At 41.4% G+C, this 15,932-nt stretch carries 13 protein-coding genes and 1 tRNA gene; 7 read left to right on the forward strand and 7 right to left on the reverse strand.

All coding sequences use genetic code 11. The features are described 5' to 3' along the window. Positions 1 to 74: 74 nt before the first annotated feature. The 3 genes from C1A09_RS06215 to C1A09_RS06225 form a co-directional block, all read right to left on the reverse strand. A complete protein-coding gene (locus C1A09_RS06215) occupies positions 75 to 512 on the reverse strand; it encodes a DUF6078 family protein (protein WP_233519919.1) in 438 nt (145 codons plus the stop codon). A 132-nt stretch (positions 513 to 644) separates the two neighbouring features. After that, positions 645 to 2,123, reverse strand: a complete 1,479-nt coding sequence (locus C1A09_RS06220; protein ID WP_101542847.1) for a tagaturonate reductase — start codon at positions 2,121 to 2,123, stop codon at positions 645 to 647. A 36-nt stretch (positions 2,124 to 2,159) separates the two neighbouring features. Continuing rightward, a complete protein-coding gene (locus tag C1A09_RS06225; protein WP_101542848.1) occupies positions 2,160 to 3,221 on the reverse strand; it encodes a LacI family DNA-binding transcriptional regulator in 1,062 nt (353 codons plus the stop codon). A gap of 231 nt (positions 3,222 to 3,452) precedes the next feature. Between C1A09_RS06225 and uxaC the strand changes: the two genes are divergently transcribed. Further along, complete coding sequence (gene uxaC, locus C1A09_RS06230; RefSeq protein WP_101542849.1) at positions 3,453 to 4,859, forward strand: glucuronate isomerase; 1,407 nt, start codon at positions 3,453 to 3,455, stop codon at positions 4,857 to 4,859. A gap of 98 nt (positions 4,860 to 4,957) precedes the next feature. Here the strand turns inward: uxaC and C1A09_RS06235 are convergent, their stop codons facing one another. Beyond that, positions 4,958 to 5,647 (reverse strand): HAD family hydrolase, encoded by a 690-nt coding sequence (locus C1A09_RS06235; RefSeq protein WP_101542850.1) that lies wholly within the window; start codon positions 5,645 to 5,647, stop codon positions 4,958 to 4,960. Between the two features lie 93 nt (positions 5,648 to 5,740). On the opposite strand from C1A09_RS06235, the gene C1A09_RS06240 reads away from it, so the two are divergent. The 3 genes from C1A09_RS06240 to C1A09_RS06250 all read left to right on the forward strand — a co-directional run bounded on the left by C1A09_RS06240 (position 5,741) and on the right by C1A09_RS06250 (position 9,893). Then, positions 5,741 to 6,304 carry a Crp/Fnr family transcriptional regulator gene (locus C1A09_RS06240; protein ID WP_101542851.1) on the forward strand — a complete coding sequence of 188 codons (564 nt, stop codon included), beginning with the start codon at positions 5,741 to 5,743 and terminating at the stop codon, positions 6,302 to 6,304. A gap of 419 nt (positions 6,305 to 6,723) precedes the next feature. Beyond that, positions 6,724 to 7,515 carry a polysaccharide biosynthesis/export family protein gene (locus C1A09_RS06245; RefSeq protein ID WP_101542852.1) on the forward strand — a complete coding sequence of 264 codons (792 nt, stop codon included), beginning with the start codon at positions 6,724 to 6,726 and terminating at the stop codon, positions 7,513 to 7,515. Between the two features lie 29 nt (positions 7,516 to 7,544). After that, on the forward strand, positions 7,545 to 9,893 hold the full coding sequence (locus C1A09_RS06250) for a GumC family protein (protein ID WP_101542853.1): 2,349 nt from the start codon (positions 7,545 to 7,547) through the stop codon (positions 9,891 to 9,893). A gap of 14 nt (positions 9,894 to 9,907) precedes the next feature. Here C1A09_RS06250 and C1A09_RS06255 read toward each other — a convergent pair whose 3' ends face one another. Then, a complete protein-coding gene (locus C1A09_RS06255; protein ID WP_101542854.1) occupies positions 9,908 to 10,312 on the reverse strand; it encodes a BT0820 family HAD-type phosphatase in 405 nt (134 codons plus the stop codon). A 136-nt stretch (positions 10,313 to 10,448) separates the two neighbouring features. On the opposite strand from C1A09_RS06255, the gene C1A09_RS06260 reads away from it, so the two are divergent. From C1A09_RS06260 to C1A09_RS06270, 3 genes are all read left to right on the forward strand, one after another. Then, positions 10,449 to 11,831: a peptide MFS transporter gene (locus C1A09_RS06260; RefSeq protein ID WP_101542855.1), complete on the forward strand. Its 1,383-nt coding sequence runs from the start codon at positions 10,449 to 10,451 to the stop codon at positions 11,829 to 11,831. Positions 11,832 to 11,908: 77 nt separating this feature from the next. Further along, entirely contained in the window at positions 11,909 to 12,712 is an 804-nt protein-coding gene (locus C1A09_RS06265; protein ID WP_101542856.1) for an MBL fold metallo-hydrolase, read from the forward strand. A gap of 93 nt (positions 12,713 to 12,805) precedes the next feature. Beyond that, positions 12,806 to 12,878: transfer RNA gene (locus C1A09_RS06270), tRNA-Lys, on the forward strand. 93 nt (positions 12,879 to 12,971) lie between these two features. On the opposite strand, the gene C1A09_RS06275 is transcribed toward C1A09_RS06270, so the two are convergent. Further along, positions 12,972 to 14,684 (reverse strand): phosphoethanolamine transferase family protein, encoded by a 1,713-nt coding sequence (locus C1A09_RS06275; RefSeq protein WP_101542857.1) that lies wholly within the window; start codon positions 14,682 to 14,684, stop codon positions 12,972 to 12,974. Then, positions 14,671 to 15,864: a BamA/TamA family outer membrane protein gene (locus tag C1A09_RS06280; protein WP_101542858.1), complete on the reverse strand. Its 1,194-nt coding sequence runs from the start codon at positions 15,862 to 15,864 to the stop codon at positions 14,671 to 14,673. Before C1A09_RS06280 ends, C1A09_RS06275 begins: the two co-directional genes overlap by 14 nt. Positions 15,865 to 15,932 lie beyond the last annotated feature (68 nt).

The raw sequence follows: 15,932 nt of genomic DNA on the forward strand, positions 1-15,932 counted from the left end.
ATATCCTGCAAGGGTATCCTACTTATCCCGATAGACAAACGTCATTTCACCGAAAGAGTAATATTTTATCGGTGTCACCAATCATATTCTTCCGTATAGCGATCGAACTTCACCTCCCCTTTCCATCCATGCCTCCGGCATACTTGGCAGATGATTTCCTGTTGCTGCGGGGAGAGTCCCAACTGCTGATTTCGGTACCGATAATAGGGAGAATGCCTGAAAATACCCTCCAAGTTCGAATGAACGGCACGTGAAACACGGGCAGGCATATCGTCATATAAATGCTTAAAGCCCCATGCTACACGTATTTTCTTGTCGGTACGAAAAAATGGACACTCTTTCCCTTTTTCGGGATAGCAGAGAGGATTAACGACAGACACATGAGAGATCTGTTTCGTATTGTATTGCATCAGATTGTGACGCAGGCAATTTTCCGCCTGTGTGCATTGGTTATTGAGACACAAAATGTATCGGGCTAATTTTTCGTTAAAGCCAGAATTGTTTTCCATCATTTACTTGGATTTTGATAAATATCGTTTTATCCGGTAAAGTTAGATGAAATAATCTTAAATCTACAATGTCTTATTACAAAAATAGGGCAAGACTTTCACCTTACCCTATTATCCTACTCATTTATGTTCGGTTTACAAAATACTTTTCACCGTCTCCAACATACCTTTCTCCTGAATGGAGTTCAGGAAACCGGCAACCAGTTCCGTCAATCCCGGAATCGCGTTCAAGTCACCATGTTCGCCCCAGATAAGGTCTTTGGCAGCCAACACGCCTTCAGCTACCTTGCGGGTATCTCCGGTTGCCCACAAATCTTTCAGCAACTGCATGATTTCGGGTGCATCGTTCGGAACGATTTCGGCACCATCGGCACGGACACCACCCTTATAATAGGTGATGATAGCTGCAAGACCGAGTACCAGACCTTTCGGCAGTTCGCCTTTGCGTTCCAGATAAGTCTTCAATCCCGGCAGATCGCGAGTCTGGAATTTCGGGAAGGAGTTCAGCATGATGCTGGTTACCTGATGTTCAACGTACGGATTGTTGAAACGCTCCAATACGTCACCGGCAAACTTCTTCAGTTCATCCATCGGCAAGTTCAGTGTCTGCATCAGCTCATCGAACTGCACCTTATGGATATATTTACCGATTACCGGGTGATTGCAAGCGTCACGCACAATGTTTACGCCACTGAGGTATGCCACCGGAGAGAGTACCGTATGCGGGCCGTTCAGCAATGTAACCTTTCTTTCGTGGTAAGGAGCTTCAGACTTCACGAAAAGCACATTCAGTCCGGCTTTGTTTGCAGGAAACTCTTCCGCCAGTTGGCGCAAAGAGAGGTTTTCAGCAGCTTCGATAACCCACAAATGGAAGATTTCGGCCTGTACAACGAGGTTGTCCGCATAACAGATTTTCTTCTGGATTTGCGCAATCTCTTTACGTGGGAAACCCGGAACGATACGGTCTACCAACGTAGCGCATACATAGCAATACTTCGTAAACCAAGTCTTGAATTTTTCATAATCTGCACCGAAGTCTTCTTTCCACAATTCGATGTACTGGTAGATACATTCTTTCAGATGATGTCCGTTCAGGAAAATCAGCTCACAAGGCATGATGATAAGTCCTTTGGTCTTGTCACCCTTGAAGGTTTTGAAACGGCGATACAGCAATTGGGTCAGTTTGCCCGGATAAGAAGATGCGGGGGCATCGGTAAACTTACAGCTTGCATCAAAAGCAATACCCGCCTCCGTAGTGTTGGAGATGACAAAACGAATTTCCGGTTGGTCGGCAAGCGCCATGAATGCGGAGTTTTGTGAGTAGGGATTCAATGCACGGCTGATGCAATCAATACGTGTCAGGCTGTTCACGGCTTCGCCGTTCAACCGGCCTTGCAAGTTGACGTGGTAAAGGCAATCCTGACCGTTCAACCATTCAGCCATACCTCTTTCGATAGGTTGAACCACTACAACACTACTATTGAAATCGGTCTTCTGATTCATATTGTACACAATCCAGTCTACAAACGCGCGAAGGAAGTTACCCTCGCCAAACTGAATAATTCTCTCGGGAGATACAGACTTAGGTGCCGTCTGCTTGTTTAATGCTTTCATCTTAAAAAATGATTTAAATGATTGATATGATTATTTTTATTCAAATTCAAAGTAGAAATCGATGTTCTCTTTCATCAGGATGTCAATGGGCATATACTTCGCAACCGCCACCTCCTGTTTGAAAACGATATGATTGCACAAAGCTTTCACTCCGCAGTAACCCTGCAATCCAGGACGTTGACCGATAAGATAGTTCACTTCACCGGACTTCAGGTAATCCACATTCTTCTGCAAAAGGTCGTAGCCTACAAAACCATTCAGTTTCAGTCCTCTCTCATGCAGATAGTCTGCCACATGATAGATGCGGGAGTTGAATACCGCCCCCAACACAGCTTGCGGATGCCCGGCAAAAAAGCAATCCAATAACCGCTTGTTAATGGAAGCGTCTTCTTTATGCAGCACAACATCATGTACCGTCAGATGCTTGTAGTCTTCAGCAAGATATTGCATGAAACCTTCCATGCGGCGTTGCATCTGTATTTCTGCGGGACTGTTCCTCCGGTTATGCAGGAAAAGTACAAGTTCTTGCCCTTCCTCGTAATGGCGCATCAGGATTTTGGCGGCGATATACCCGCTCCTCCGGGAATCTTGTCCGATGTAGCAGAGCGCATGCGTCTGTTCTATATTGAAATCGATAAATGCGTAAGGTATCCCCTCTTGTTCTAGACGGGCAGTCAGTCTCAGCGTCTCTTCCCTGAAATTAGGAGCAATCAGGACGGCGTCCGCTTTCAATTGTTCTAACCCGGAACACGCTTCTTCGTAAGAAATCCGGTCGGCATGGTTGTAGTACAAATAATCTACCCCTACATTGAACGGTTGCAACTCTTGTGCCGCCCGATTAATTCCACACGAAACCGCATGCCAGTAATCATTCTCTATATAATAAGGTATAATGCAAACAATGTGATAGCGTTTCTTGGCAGCCAGCCCGATGGCAAACATATTGGGGCGATAGTCTATCTCATCAAGGACTTTCTTCACTTTTTCACGACTCGCAGGAGAAACGTCTCCCCGGTTATGGAGTACACGGTCTACCGTTCCGGCAGATACACCTGCCATACGGGCAATGTCTTTGATGGTATAATTCTTGCTTTCCATATCGCTGCCCTTTCAGGGTGATTAAGGTTCGATGTTTTAAAACTTAAATATTATAAATATTTGCCGCAAAGATACGAATTATTTTGTTTCTCCAAGTAAAATTTCTACTTTTGTGTTCGATAACGGTTAATAAAAGCAAAAACCAATATCATGCCTATTAGCTTTACAATCAATACTATATAGGTACTATAAACGGAAAGTAATTTTTTTAGATACTTAAAACACAAGAAGATGAAAAACTTTATGGACGAAAACTTCCTGTTGCAAACAGAAACTGCTCAGAAGTTGTACCACGAACATGCGGCTAAAATGCCGATTATCGACTATCACTGCCACTTAATTCCTCAAATGGTAGCAGATGATTATCAATTCAAGTCATTAACTGAAATCTGGTTGGGAGGCGACCATTACAAGTGGCGTGCCATGCGTACCAATGGTGTGGACGAACGTTACTGCACCGGAAAAGACACGACAGACTGGGAGAAATTCGAGAAATGGGCAGAGACTGTTCCTTATACTTTCCGTAACCCGTTGTATCACTGGACTCATCTGGAACTGAAAACGGCTTTCGGTATTGATAAGATATTAAACCCGAAGACTGCCCGTGAAATCTACGATGAATGTAATGAAAAGCTAAAACAACCTGAATATTCTGCCCGTGGCATGATGCGCCGTTATCATGTAGAGGCAGTATGTACTACCGACGACCCTATTGATTCTTTGGAATACCACATCAAGACACGTGAAAGCGGTTTTGAAATCAAGATGCTGCCTACATGGCGTCCCGACAAAGCAATGGCGGTAGAAGTTCCTGCCGATTTCCGCGCATACGTAGAAAAGCTATCTGAGGTAAGCGGGGTATCGATCTCCGGTTTCGACGATATGGTTGCTGCGCTGCGTAAACGCCACGATTTTTTTGCAGAACAGGGTTGTAAGTTATCCGACCACGGTATCGAAGAATTCTATGCGGAAGACTACACCGATGCTGAAATCAAGGCTATCTTTAATAAGGTATATGGCGGTACGGCATTGAGTAAAGAAGAAATCTTGAAGTTCAAGTCTGCCATGTTGGTTGTCTTTGGCGAAATGGATTGGGAAAAAGGATGGACACAGCAGTTCCACTACGGAGCTATCCGCAACAACAACAGCAAGATGTTCAAGTTACTCGGCCCTGATACGGGTTTTGACTCAATCGGTGAATTTACAACGGCAAAGGCAATGTCCAAATTCCTCGATCGCCTGAACTCAGCGGGTAAACTGACGAAGACAATTCTTTATAACCTGAATCCGTGCGCAAATGAGGTAATCGCTACGATGCTGGGTAATTTCCAGGATGGTACTATTGCAGGAAAGATACAGTTCGGTTCAGGCTGGTGGTTCCTTGACCAGAAAGACGGTATGGAAAAGCAGATGAATGCACTTTCCGTTCTGGGTCTACTGAGCCGCTTTGTAGGTATGCTGACCGATTCCCGTTCCTTCCTCTCCTATCCGCGTCATGAATATTTCCGCCGCACCTTGTGTAACCTTGTAGGCCGTGATGTGGAAAATGGTGAAATTCCTGCATCGGAAATGGAACGTGTCAATCAGATGATTGAAGATATCAGCTATAACAATGCCAAGAAATTCTTCCAGTTCTAAGACAGAGCAAAACAATATTTCTTTTTAGTTAAACATAGAAAGGAGTGTTGTCGGGCAAACAAGTCCCCGACACACTCCTTTTGCTATTCCGGTGAATGTTACAGGAAGTCCGATACTTCCCTGATACTTTCCAGACGGATATAATTGGGATGCTGTACTTCTCCTTCATGGTGCTCGTATTGCCAAGTTACATCATGGGATACATGGGCCGCATATCCGCCCAGTTCCAATACAGGAAGGATATCCGACTTAACTGAATTTCCAATCATCAGAAACTCTTGCGGCCGACAGTTTATATGAGCAAGTAATTTTCTATAATCTTCTTCCCTTTTGTCACTCATAATTTCAATGTGACAGAAATACTGCTTTAACCCGGAGTTCGTTATTTTTCGTTTCTGATCGAATAAATCCCCCTTTGTTGCCAATACCAGCCGGTACTTTCCCTGAAGTTCCGACAACACTTCTTGCACACCTTCCAACAAAGCTACGGGTTTTCCCAAAAGTTCCTGCCCCAGCCGGATAACCTCATCCACACAATGGACGTCGGCATTTCCCTCCGTCACCCGGCACATCGTTTCAATCATACTGAGCATCATGCTTTTCAACCCGTATCCATACATGTGCAGGTTTTTCATTTCAGTCCTGAACAACTCCTGTGAAGCGGACTCGGCAGACAGGTACGGACTCAGCAGGTTACAGAACTTCTGCTCAAATTCCTGAAAGTAAAGTTCGTTTTCCCAGAGTGTGTCATCGGCATCAAAGGCTATAAACTTGATTTTATCTTTCATACATCCTTTATTTTAGGGTTATTGTTTATCTTTGCGTGCAAAGTTACGTCAGTATCCAATTATAAAAAAGGACAAATGTCCTGAAACCGCCAAATGTTACGAACCAATATTCAGTTTTTGTCATTTATCGAAGAGCTCTACAATGAACCGGAGCAGAAGAACATCGTTCTGAGAACTTATCCCAAAGGGACTCTTTTGTACAAACAAGACGAGATGCCCCGTAGGGTTTCAATTCTGAAGGAAGGATTTGTGAAATGTTTCAACAGCAAAGAAAACGGTAAGGATTATATCTTTGAATTCTTGGGAAAAGGAGAAATTATTGGAGAAATCGAAGCGTTGCGCAACATAAAATGCCTGTGCAGCGTAGAAGCAGTATCTGATACCCAGGCTTATACATTTGCCACTTCCTACTTTAAGTCCTTATTGGAGAAGGAACATTCATTCAGTAATCTGCTTCTCGATGAACTGGCGGAACGTATTTACAATACCAGCAGCAGAGCCGCCTACCAGCAATTATATACCATAAAATACGCAGTCTCAAAGCTGATTGAATTACAAGCCAAGCAAAATCTCCAATTATCAAAATCAGATATGGCTTCTTATCTGGGAGTGGATATCCGAAGCCTAAACAGAGCCTTGAAGGAATTAAAAGATTGACTATCCCCTTTTCCCCATACCTTAAAAACTTTTCAGGAAATGGCTTTATCTCCTCATAATATGAGAAAAGATAAGGTCGTTGTTGGCTTTTATAAATTATTCATTAACTTTGCAACGTCTTTAGGAATGTTCTAATATATTTCTAAGGATTTATAACATAAATAGTTAGAAGCGTTTACCATATTATTCTCGTCAAAGGAAATCGCCAATTTCAAAAATGATGTGAGAGTAATAGGCAACAAAACGCTCATGCTCGTTGTATATATCCACATATATACTTGGGCGTGGGCTGTTGTCTTTATTATCTACATCTGGGTGTTTGGCGATACCTCTTTGACAGATAGTGGCAACAGTTCCCACGCTTTTATTGTAATATAGATGTTGCATCCGGGAACTGTGACATCGGGATATAAACAGAGATGAGAATCATTACATCAGTTGTCTGTACAGTGTTGCTTGTGTGCACGTTTTGTTCCTCCTGTTCGTCGAGCAGGCAGGTTTCGTATTTACAAAAGTTGGGAGAAGAATTGCACGATACCCTCCAGACTTACGATGCGCGCATCAAGCCTAAAGACTTGCTAACCGTCTCTGTCAGTTGTTCCGACCCGGAAGCCGCCCTTCCCTTCAATTTGATAGTACCTGTATCTCAGGTAGATATCAATCCCACAAACCTTGTTTCACAACCCACTTTACAAAATTATCTGGTGAATAATCAGGGGGAAATAACCTTCCCCGTATTAGGAACCTTAAAGGTGGGCGGAATGACCACACAAGAAACCTCGGAAATGATTATCGGCAAGTTGGAACGTTACTTGAAGGAAAAGCCTATCGTCACAGTGCGTCTGGTTAACTATAAAGTCTCCGTTATTGGTGAAGTAAGCCGTCCGGGAGTATACACAGTGAATAACGAACAGATAAATATCTTTGAAGCCGTAGCCATGGCAGGTGACCTGACCATCTATGGGAAACGGGATAACGTACGTATCATCCGTAATGAAGGCGGACGGCAAAAGCTCATCACCCTAAATCTGAATGACGAGAACATTATCTATTCCCCCGATTTTTATTTACGGCAGAATGACATCCTCTATGTGGAACCCAACCAGGCAAAAAAGCAAAGCGCCAATATCGGTTCATCGACCAATCTGTTGGTTTCAATCACATCCATCCTGATATCACTGGCAGGATTGATGGTTAATATTTTAAGATAGCATACCCATTATAACTAATACTTTGCAACATGGATACTCAACGCACAGATAATAATCAGATACAAGAACAGGAAATAGACCTGATTGAACTATTCTATAAATTATTGGCACATTGGAACTGGTTCTTGTTGGCTACCGTGATAGCCCTTGCCGGAGCTTATGTCTATGTACATATCACCATACCCGTATATCAGGCATCCGCTTCTGTAATCATCAAAGATTCGGAAGGTGGTAATAAGGTGATCGATGAGTTGTTTCAAAATATCGTTTCAAACCCATTGGCTGCCTCACACACCGAGATAGAGGATGAAATGGAGATATTACGTTCGCGCTCCATCTTGTTACAAGTGATTGACGAACTGAATTTACACACCAAGTATAAGGTAAAAAACGGACTGTTCTATGATGAAACCATCGCTCCTCCTCTCCATGCAGAATTGGATAAGGCTTCTATGGATACCCTGCCCGGAACTTTATTGCTGCAAATAGAGAAAAACGGCAACCGTTATACTGTGAGCAGCGCTGTAAATGATATTTGTGTGACAGAAGATTTCACCGGCTTTCCGGCTTTTATTTCTACGCCTGCAGGGCGTTGTACTCTGAGGCTACAACCGGGAAAGAGTTTCTCCGAAACCATGAAAATCATTATCAGCCGTCCTGTCGATGCCATGAATTACTATTCAAAGCATCTCACCGTTAATACCACTTCAAAGAACACCTCTATCATCAGCCTGACATTTACAGATACGGACAAAAAGCGTGCGGAAGCTTTTCTTGTCAAACTGATAGAGGTCTACAACCGGGATGCCGTGAACGACAAAAACAAAGTGACCGGAAATACCCTCCTTTTTCTGGAAGAACGGCTGGATAGCATCAGCTACGAACTGGGATTTGTAGAAAAGCATCTGGAACAATATAAAGAACGGGAACGACTGAGCGACCTTAAAACCAATATAACGCTGGACTTGAATACAAACAATGAATATGAAAAGAAACTGCTGGATGTGGAAACACAGCTAAACATGACTGTCTATATATACAACTACTTACAGGATGAAAAACATTTGTTTTCGTTGTTACCCGTAAATACCGGCATTTCTGATATGGAGCTTATGCGCCTAATCAACGATTACAATAAAGAATTACTGGAACGTGAACGATTATTGAATACGATGAAAGCGGATAACCCTACGGTAGTAAACCAGGATATCAAAATCAGCGCGCTAAGAAAAAATGTCATAAGTTCCGTTGCCGGAGTTAAGGATGGACTCAATATTGCCCGAAATGACATTTTGCGCAAGACGAACTATTTCAATACCCGCATCGGCAACATGCCGAAGCAGGAAAGGGAATTTAAGAACATAGACCGCCAGCAGCAAATAAAAGCCAACCTTTACTTGATGTTACTGGAGAAACGGGAACAGGCGGCTATTTCCCTGGCTGCCACCATGAGCAAGGCAAGAGTGATTGACGAACCTCTTTCAGGAGATACGCCGGTTGCTCCGCGCAACATGATAATATATGCCGGCAGTATATTTCTGACTTGGGTGGTAACTGCCGGAATTATCTTGTTTGGCGGGATATTCCGTACCCGGATTTCTTCAATGGCTGAGGTGGAGAGTACACAGCTTCCCGTAATGGGGGTGATACCTTATATGGAAGGTAAAGACAACTGTGTGAAAGACGGGCAAAACGGCATCCTGGAAGAGACATTCCGGCGTTTGCGCAGCAACTTGCGTTTTCTTACAGAAGAAGACGGTAAGAAGTGTATCTTGATGACTTCCACTGTCAGTGGAGAGGGTAAAAGCTTTATCAGCATCAATCTGGCACTCACTTTTGCTTTTCTGGGGTGTCGGGTACTCATTGTCGGACTGGATATCCGCCGCCCCAGACTGGCAGAATATTTCGGAATTAAGAGCCGGTTGGGAATGACCGGCTATCTTTCGGGTAATGATGTAAACCCGGAAGATATCATTTTCCCATCGGGTATGCACCCACTGTTGTTTGTGGCGCCTGCGGGAATCATTCCTCCCAATCCGGCAGAACTGCTGGAAAGACCGAAGTTAAAGGAAGCCTTTACCTATTTTCGCCAGCACTACGATTATATAATTGTGGACTCCGCTCCCGTAGGGTTAGTGAGCGATACCTTTTGCCTGGGTAAAGTGACGGATATCACCCTGTATGTATGCCGCATGAATTATACGTATAAGAATGCTTTGCCGGAAATCATAAAAATGCAACGTCAGGAACAGTTAAGCCGGATTTCACTGGTAGTAAACGGAGGTGAACTGACAAAAAAGAAATACGGATATGGTGGAAAACATGGATATGGCTACGGATACGGTTATGGAAATACTGATAAAAACCACAAAAAATAGTCAGGGATATTTCTTCAAAACCACCACTTTTTCTTTTTTGTAACCATATTTTCTCCGGAATAAACATCGCGGAATGTCTTATGTTCCTTTATCATACGGTAGATTATCCCCCAATCGGGAAGACCGCCCAAATTACGGTCGTCAATGAAAATATCCGCTTTCAACTTGCGCGAAAAGCCCTTGTCTTGCAGCTTCTCTTCGGGATAATCACGATTGACCGCGTAAAACTCCAGCCCCCTTTCCTTGCACCATGCCACGGCTTCCTCCAGAAGTTTACCCTCGCGCACACTCCATAAGATGAGCCGGTGCTGCTCTTGTCGCAACATTTTTAGAGTATCTATTGCAAAAGGTATTTCCTTACCAATGCGCGGATAATCGTGCTCTACGATGGTTCCGTCAAAATCTACCGCTATTGTCATATTTTTGTTATGAAAGATTATTAAACAAAGATACAATTTTTCCGGCGATTACATATAAAGGGGTTGCATATAATACCCTAAAAATGTATTTTTGCAATCATTTTTCAATCAAACCATATAAAAAACAACGTAAAGGATGACCCAATCACCCCAAACTACGTCCAAAGGTTTTAGTAAAGCCTTTTGGGTAAGCAACACAGTAGAACTGTTTGAACGCATGGCATATTATGCCGTCTTTATTATTCTTACCATCTATCTTTCGAGTATTTTAGGTTTCAATGATTTTGAAGCGAGTATGATTTCCGGTCTGTTCTCGGGCGGACTTTATCTGTTACCCATATTTACAGGAGCGTATGCCGACAAGATAGGTTTCAGGAAATCTATGATTATTGCCTTTTCCTTACTTTCAATCGGATATCTGGGCTTAGGACTGTTGCCCACTCTGCTGGAAGCGGCGGGACTGGTAGAATATGGTGAAACAACCCGTTTTTCCGGACTACCGGACAGTAACGACCGCTGGATGATTGTCCCCGTATTATTTGTAATTATGATAGGCGGTTCATTTATAAAGTCCATCATTTCGGCCTCCGTAGCCAAAGAAACAACCGAGGCTACCCGTGCCCGTGGCTATTCCATCTTTTATATGATGGTGAACTTCGGTGCATTCACCGGTAAAACCGTCGTAGACCCATTACGCAATGCCATCGGAGATCAAGCCTATATCTATATCAATTACTTCTCGGGCACGATGACCATATTGGCGCTGCTCTCCGTTATCCTTTTATATAAGTCGGCACATACGGCAGGCGAAGGAAAGAGCATGCGTGAAATCGGTAAAGGTTTTCTGCGTATTATCACCAACTGGCGTTTATTAATTCTGATCCTGATTGTAACAGGTTTCTGGATGGTTCAGCAACAGTTGTATGCCACTATGCCCAAGTACGTAATCCGTATGGCGGGCGAAACGGCAAAACCGGGATGGATAGCCAATGTCAATCCATTTGTGGTTGTTTGCTGTGTCAGTTTCATCACTCGGTGGATGGCAAAGCGCACCGCCATTACTTCCATGAACGTAGGTATGTTCCTCATTCCGGTGTCAGCCTTGCTGATGGCATGCGGCAACCTGCTGGGTAATGATGTAATTACCGGAATGAGTAATATCACTTTAATGATGATTCTCGGAATTGTTGTACAAGCTCTAGCAGAGTGTTTCATTTCGCCCCGTTATCTGGAATACTTCTCTTTCCAAGCTCCCAAAGGAGAAGAAGGTATGTATTTAGGGTTCAGTCATCTACATTCATTCTTATCCTCAATCTTCGGATTTGGTATAGCCGGGGTTTTATTAACCAAATACTGCCCCGATCCCGCCTTGTTCCCAACCCGGGAAGCCTGGGAAACTGCCAGTGCCAATGCACATTACATCTGGTATTACTTTGCGGGTATTGGATTAATAGCGGCAATAGCTCTGCTGATTTTCGCTAAAACCACCGAATTCATCGACAAAAAGAAGAAAGCATAGTTACTTATATTGTATATTTTACGTATATTTGCCGTCACTTTTTCTAAAAGTGACGGCTTTTAATTTAGGAGATTAGAATGAAAATAAGATTTATAAGCCTTGCAAGTGGCAGTAGTGGCAACTGTTATTATATAGGCACTGAAAAATACGGAATACTTATAGATGCAGGCATTGCAGTACGTACTATTAAAAAAGGATTGAAAGAGGTAGGTATTGGAATAGAAACTATACGCGCAGTATTTGTCACTCACGATCACGCCGATCATATTAAAGCAGTAGGTGGATTAGGTGAAAAATTGAATATACCTATTTACACAACAGCACGTATTCATGAAGGTATCAATAGAAGTTATTGTATGACGGAGAAGTTATATTCATCTGTTCGTTATCTGGAAAAACAGCAGCCTATGCAGCTGGAGGATTTTTGTATAGAATCTTTTGAAGTTCCCCATGATGGTACAGATAATGTAGGTTACTGTATTGAAATAGATGGAAAAGTATTTTCTTTCCTCACTGACCTTGGAGAAATTACCCCCACCGCAGCTGAATATATCCTCAAAGCAAATTATCTGATATTAGAAGCTAATTATGACGAAGAAATGTTACGTATGGGCACTTACCCGCAGTACCTGAAAGAACGTATTACCAGTCGTACCGGACACATGAGCAATATTGCTACTGCTGAATTTCTTGCTGAAAATATCACGGAACATTTACAATATATTTGGCTTTGCCATCTAAGTAAGGACAACAATCATCCAGAATTGGCTTACAAAACCGTAGAATGGAAATTAAGAGAAAAAGGCATAATCGTAGGGAAGGATGTTCATTTATGTGCTTTGAAACGTACCACACCATCTGAATTATATATATTTGACTAAAAACGTCGATTTCATCGAAAAAATACGTTGTTTTGTTTGGTTGGATAAAATTAAAGGGGTACTTTTGCACCCGCAAATAAAAAAAATAGGAATGCACTCTTAGCTCAGTTGGTAGAGCAACTGACTCTTAATCAGTGGGTCCAGGGTTCGAGTCCCTGAGGGTGTACAAAAGGGACAATGTTTTTTGCTCCCTATTTTTTTATTTCTCTATATTTTATCATATCAATGAGACTACAAAATGGTAGAAATGGGCTATATCTTATTCTATATCTACTCCTTTCATCTGTAACATTTCAAAGTCTTCCTCCCGCATCCCAATATCATTCAATGATCGAGCCTCATTATGATCATTCAAATAAACTCTCGGTCTTTCTGTAAATAAAATATTAGTAACGGAAAGAGAGTCATTACGATAAGGAGTTTCTATCCCACCCAATTCCAACATAGTCTGAAAAAAAGAGATACTTGAAGAAATGTTCTTCTGTACATTTAACTGGATGGCCTGCTGGAGTTCCGGATAAGACTTCCGATAGCTGTCGGACATCCATATCAAAAAAGGAACGTGTATCTGATAATAGGATGGCACAGGCGACGCATGCAGAAAAAGATGACGATTGTCATCAAATATATCCTCTCCATGATCAGAAGTGTAAAGCATAGCAGCGTCTATATCCTGTTCCTGTAATAGATATATGAGACGGGCTAGAAAATTATCTGTATAACGAATGGAATTATCGTATGCATTTATCAGATTATCTTTAAATTTCACTTCTGCATCTACAGGAAAATCAGGTAAAAAGAAAGCACTATCCGACGGATAACGTTCACGATAATTAAAATGGGAACCATAAGTATGCAATACAATAAATTGCTTAGAAGTACCTGTACCTTTCGCCAATTCTACAGATACAAGTTTCAACAATTCATCATCGGATGGATTGTAGCTGGAATTAGGAATATCTTCTTTAATAAAGTCATAAGTATCAGCCTCTTTACCAAAAAAATCGATAAAAGAATGATTATAACGCTGATTAGATAAAAAAGCAGTCTGAAACCCCGCCTCTTTGAATGCAGTTATTATACTTTTTTGATGATAGATGGAGTCAAAAGTACAAGCACTTACAGCAGAAAGTAACATCGGAACACTTTTATGCGTTGTATTGGACTCCGTCAGTACATGATTAAACGCAGTCAGTCCAAAAACTTTAGAGAGTTTCGGATTAGTATCACGGTTATAACCATATATCCCCCAGTTATTTGCACGAGAAGTCTCTCCTACTACCATTACATAAACTTCTTTTTTTCTCATCGGATGAATAGATCTCGCATGAAAAGTGAAATCTTTCGATGAGTCCTGATAGTTCTGTGTTAAAACAGTCCTCTGAAAAGCCAACTCAATGTTATAACATACATTGGCAGGATATAATTCTGATTTTAATTCATAACGGTTATCCATTAGGTAAGTGGCACATAACGACAATAATCCTATTCCTAATCCCACCCAGGCATGTTTCCGTTCTCTACATAAAAAATTCTCAGATAATTTCTTTTTCTTCACAATAGATACCATCGCCAAAATTAAAGCGGGAATATAAAGAATAGCGACAATTATGATAGCCGGAATCAAATTATCCAACAATTCCAAAGCTTCACTTGAGTTTGTCGTCACCAAGTTCAGAAACATATCGACTGCAATAATAGATTGCCCGAAAAGATATAACAATACAATCTGGAAAGCTCCCAAAAAGATAAACGGGAATAATACCCAAAATGTTCTGCTGCAATTCCTTGACCAAGTCATTACGAAATAATAAACTGATAATGGTAACAGCACATTACATATCTTTGCAACCAATGATATCTGTTCTGTAAAACAAAGTACTATATTAGGTACTATCAAAATTCCCAAGAACAAATAAAACAAGTGTTCTTGGTTATCAAACCATTTCTTTATTTCCTTAAAAAGCTTCATTGATATTAAATATAAAACCAGTCTGACGTTTTCCAAATCCTAAATCTAAACGTACATTTACTCTTTTCTTAAATTCCCAACGATAACCGAAGCCATAGTTCGGGAGAATATGTTTTAACTTGAATTCCAATATTTCCGGAAATATGGTTCCTGCTCCCACCCATACCACCACTCCGTTTCGTTTCCATACATGTTGACGAAGTTCCACTTGGGCATCCATAGCACACTTATCACGATAACGTCCCTCATAATAGCCACGCATGGAGTACGAACTTCCCAAAGTAGCCATTAACCCCCAAGGAGGGTCACCATAATTTAATAAGGTATGAAACTGCCCTGCTAATATTCCACCATTCCAAATAGAATGATAATAATTTGTAGTTAATTCCGTGCTACTGAATGCATACTTATTTCCAAGGAAATTAGGACTAAAACGCTGATCTATTCTTAAATAATAACCTTTATAAGCATTCGTCAGAAAGTCACGCGAATCGTATAGCAATGAAAAGCCCAAACTAAAACTAATTGTTCGTGAATTCATTCCTTCCCAGAGTTCTGGTTTCTCAAAATCATATCCTTTCACATAATCGAACTCTACCATAGGACCTATATAGAAATTCTTTACCATTTTAAACATAAAATCCACCTTAAACTGAGCCTGAAAACGATCGTATTTACTTTCATTCGTATTGTCCACACCATTGGCATACCCTATGCCCCAATATAGACTTGGGAACGAATAGAAATATAGATTATAATTCAAGCGGTATTTATCTTTCGGAAAAAGATGATTACCTCGAACTCCCAACAGATAAAAACCGACAGTTGATATATCACCATACAATGATACATTAGAAGGAGGCAAAATTGTATCTCTCCGCTCAGTCCGATAAAGTCCGGCCGCCACCAATCCAAGTCCTAACTTTGTATCACTAGAATAATGAGGTCCCCCAATAATACTGAAATCAAACTTCTTGTTCTTATCTCCTTTATTAGCATCATTAAAGTAATCGAGGATTTTCTTGAAGATTTTTTTCTTTGCAGGAAGTAAATCCTGAGCAGAAACAGACAAACTATCTACCGAAGTATACGTTTCTGCTAAAAGAGTTTGTGCATTAACAGATGATTCTGTTATCACCAACAATATCGAAAATATCAATCTCGCTAATTTTGTGCTCATTAGATAGAAAACTTCAGTGACAAAGTTAGTTTTTATTATTTTGATTACAACAATGTTACGTCTCTTTT

Origin of the sequence: Bacteroides cutis (assembly GCF_900241005.1) — a bacterium.
Taxonomy (GTDB): domain Bacteria; phylum Bacteroidota; class Bacteroidia; order Bacteroidales; family Bacteroidaceae; genus Bacteroides; species Bacteroides cutis.

What these genes read in the sequence shown, in the direction of transcription:
- uxaC (WP_101542849.1), top strand. Translation starts at nt 3,453, where the DNA reads ATGAAAAACTTTATGGACGAAAACTTCCTGTTGCAAACAGAAACTGCT.
- C1A09_RS06235 (WP_101542850.1), bottom strand. Translation starts at nt 5,647, where the DNA reads ATGAAAGATAAAATCAAGTTTATAGCCTTTGATGCCGATGACACACTC.
- C1A09_RS06215 (WP_233519919.1), bottom strand. Translation starts at nt 512, where the DNA reads ATGATGGAAAACAATTCTGGCTTTAACGAAAAATTAGCCCGATACATT.
- C1A09_RS06255 (WP_101542854.1), bottom strand. Translation starts at nt 10,312, where the DNA reads ATGACAATAGCGGTAGATTTTGACGGAACCATCGTAGAGCACGATTAT.
- C1A09_RS06250 (WP_101542853.1), top strand. Translation starts at nt 7,545, where the DNA reads ATGGATACTCAACGCACAGATAATAATCAGATACAAGAACAGGAAATA.
- C1A09_RS06220 (WP_101542847.1), bottom strand. Translation starts at nt 2,123, where the DNA reads ATGAAAGCATTAAACAAGCAGACGGCACCTAAGTCTGTATCTCCCGAG.
- C1A09_RS06275 (WP_101542857.1), bottom strand. Translation starts at nt 14,684, where the DNA reads ATGAAGCTTTTTAAGGAAATAAAGAAATGGTTTGATAACCAAGAACAC.
- C1A09_RS06260 (WP_101542855.1), top strand. Translation starts at nt 10,449, where the DNA reads ATGACCCAATCACCCCAAACTACGTCCAAAGGTTTTAGTAAAGCCTTT.
- C1A09_RS06245 (WP_101542852.1), top strand. Translation starts at nt 6,724, where the DNA reads ATGAGAATCATTACATCAGTTGTCTGTACAGTGTTGCTTGTGTGCACG.
- C1A09_RS06225 (WP_101542848.1), bottom strand. Translation starts at nt 3,221, where the DNA reads ATGGAAAGCAAGAATTATACCATCAAAGACATTGCCCGTATGGCAGGT.
- C1A09_RS06280 (WP_101542858.1), bottom strand. Translation starts at nt 15,864, where the DNA reads ATGAGCACAAAATTAGCGAGATTGATATTTTCGATATTGTTGGTGATA.
- C1A09_RS06240 (WP_101542851.1), top strand. Translation starts at nt 5,741, where the DNA reads ATGTTACGAACCAATATTCAGTTTTTGTCATTTATCGAAGAGCTCTAC.
- C1A09_RS06265 (WP_101542856.1), top strand. Translation starts at nt 11,909, where the DNA reads ATGAAAATAAGATTTATAAGCCTTGCAAGTGGCAGTAGTGGCAACTGT.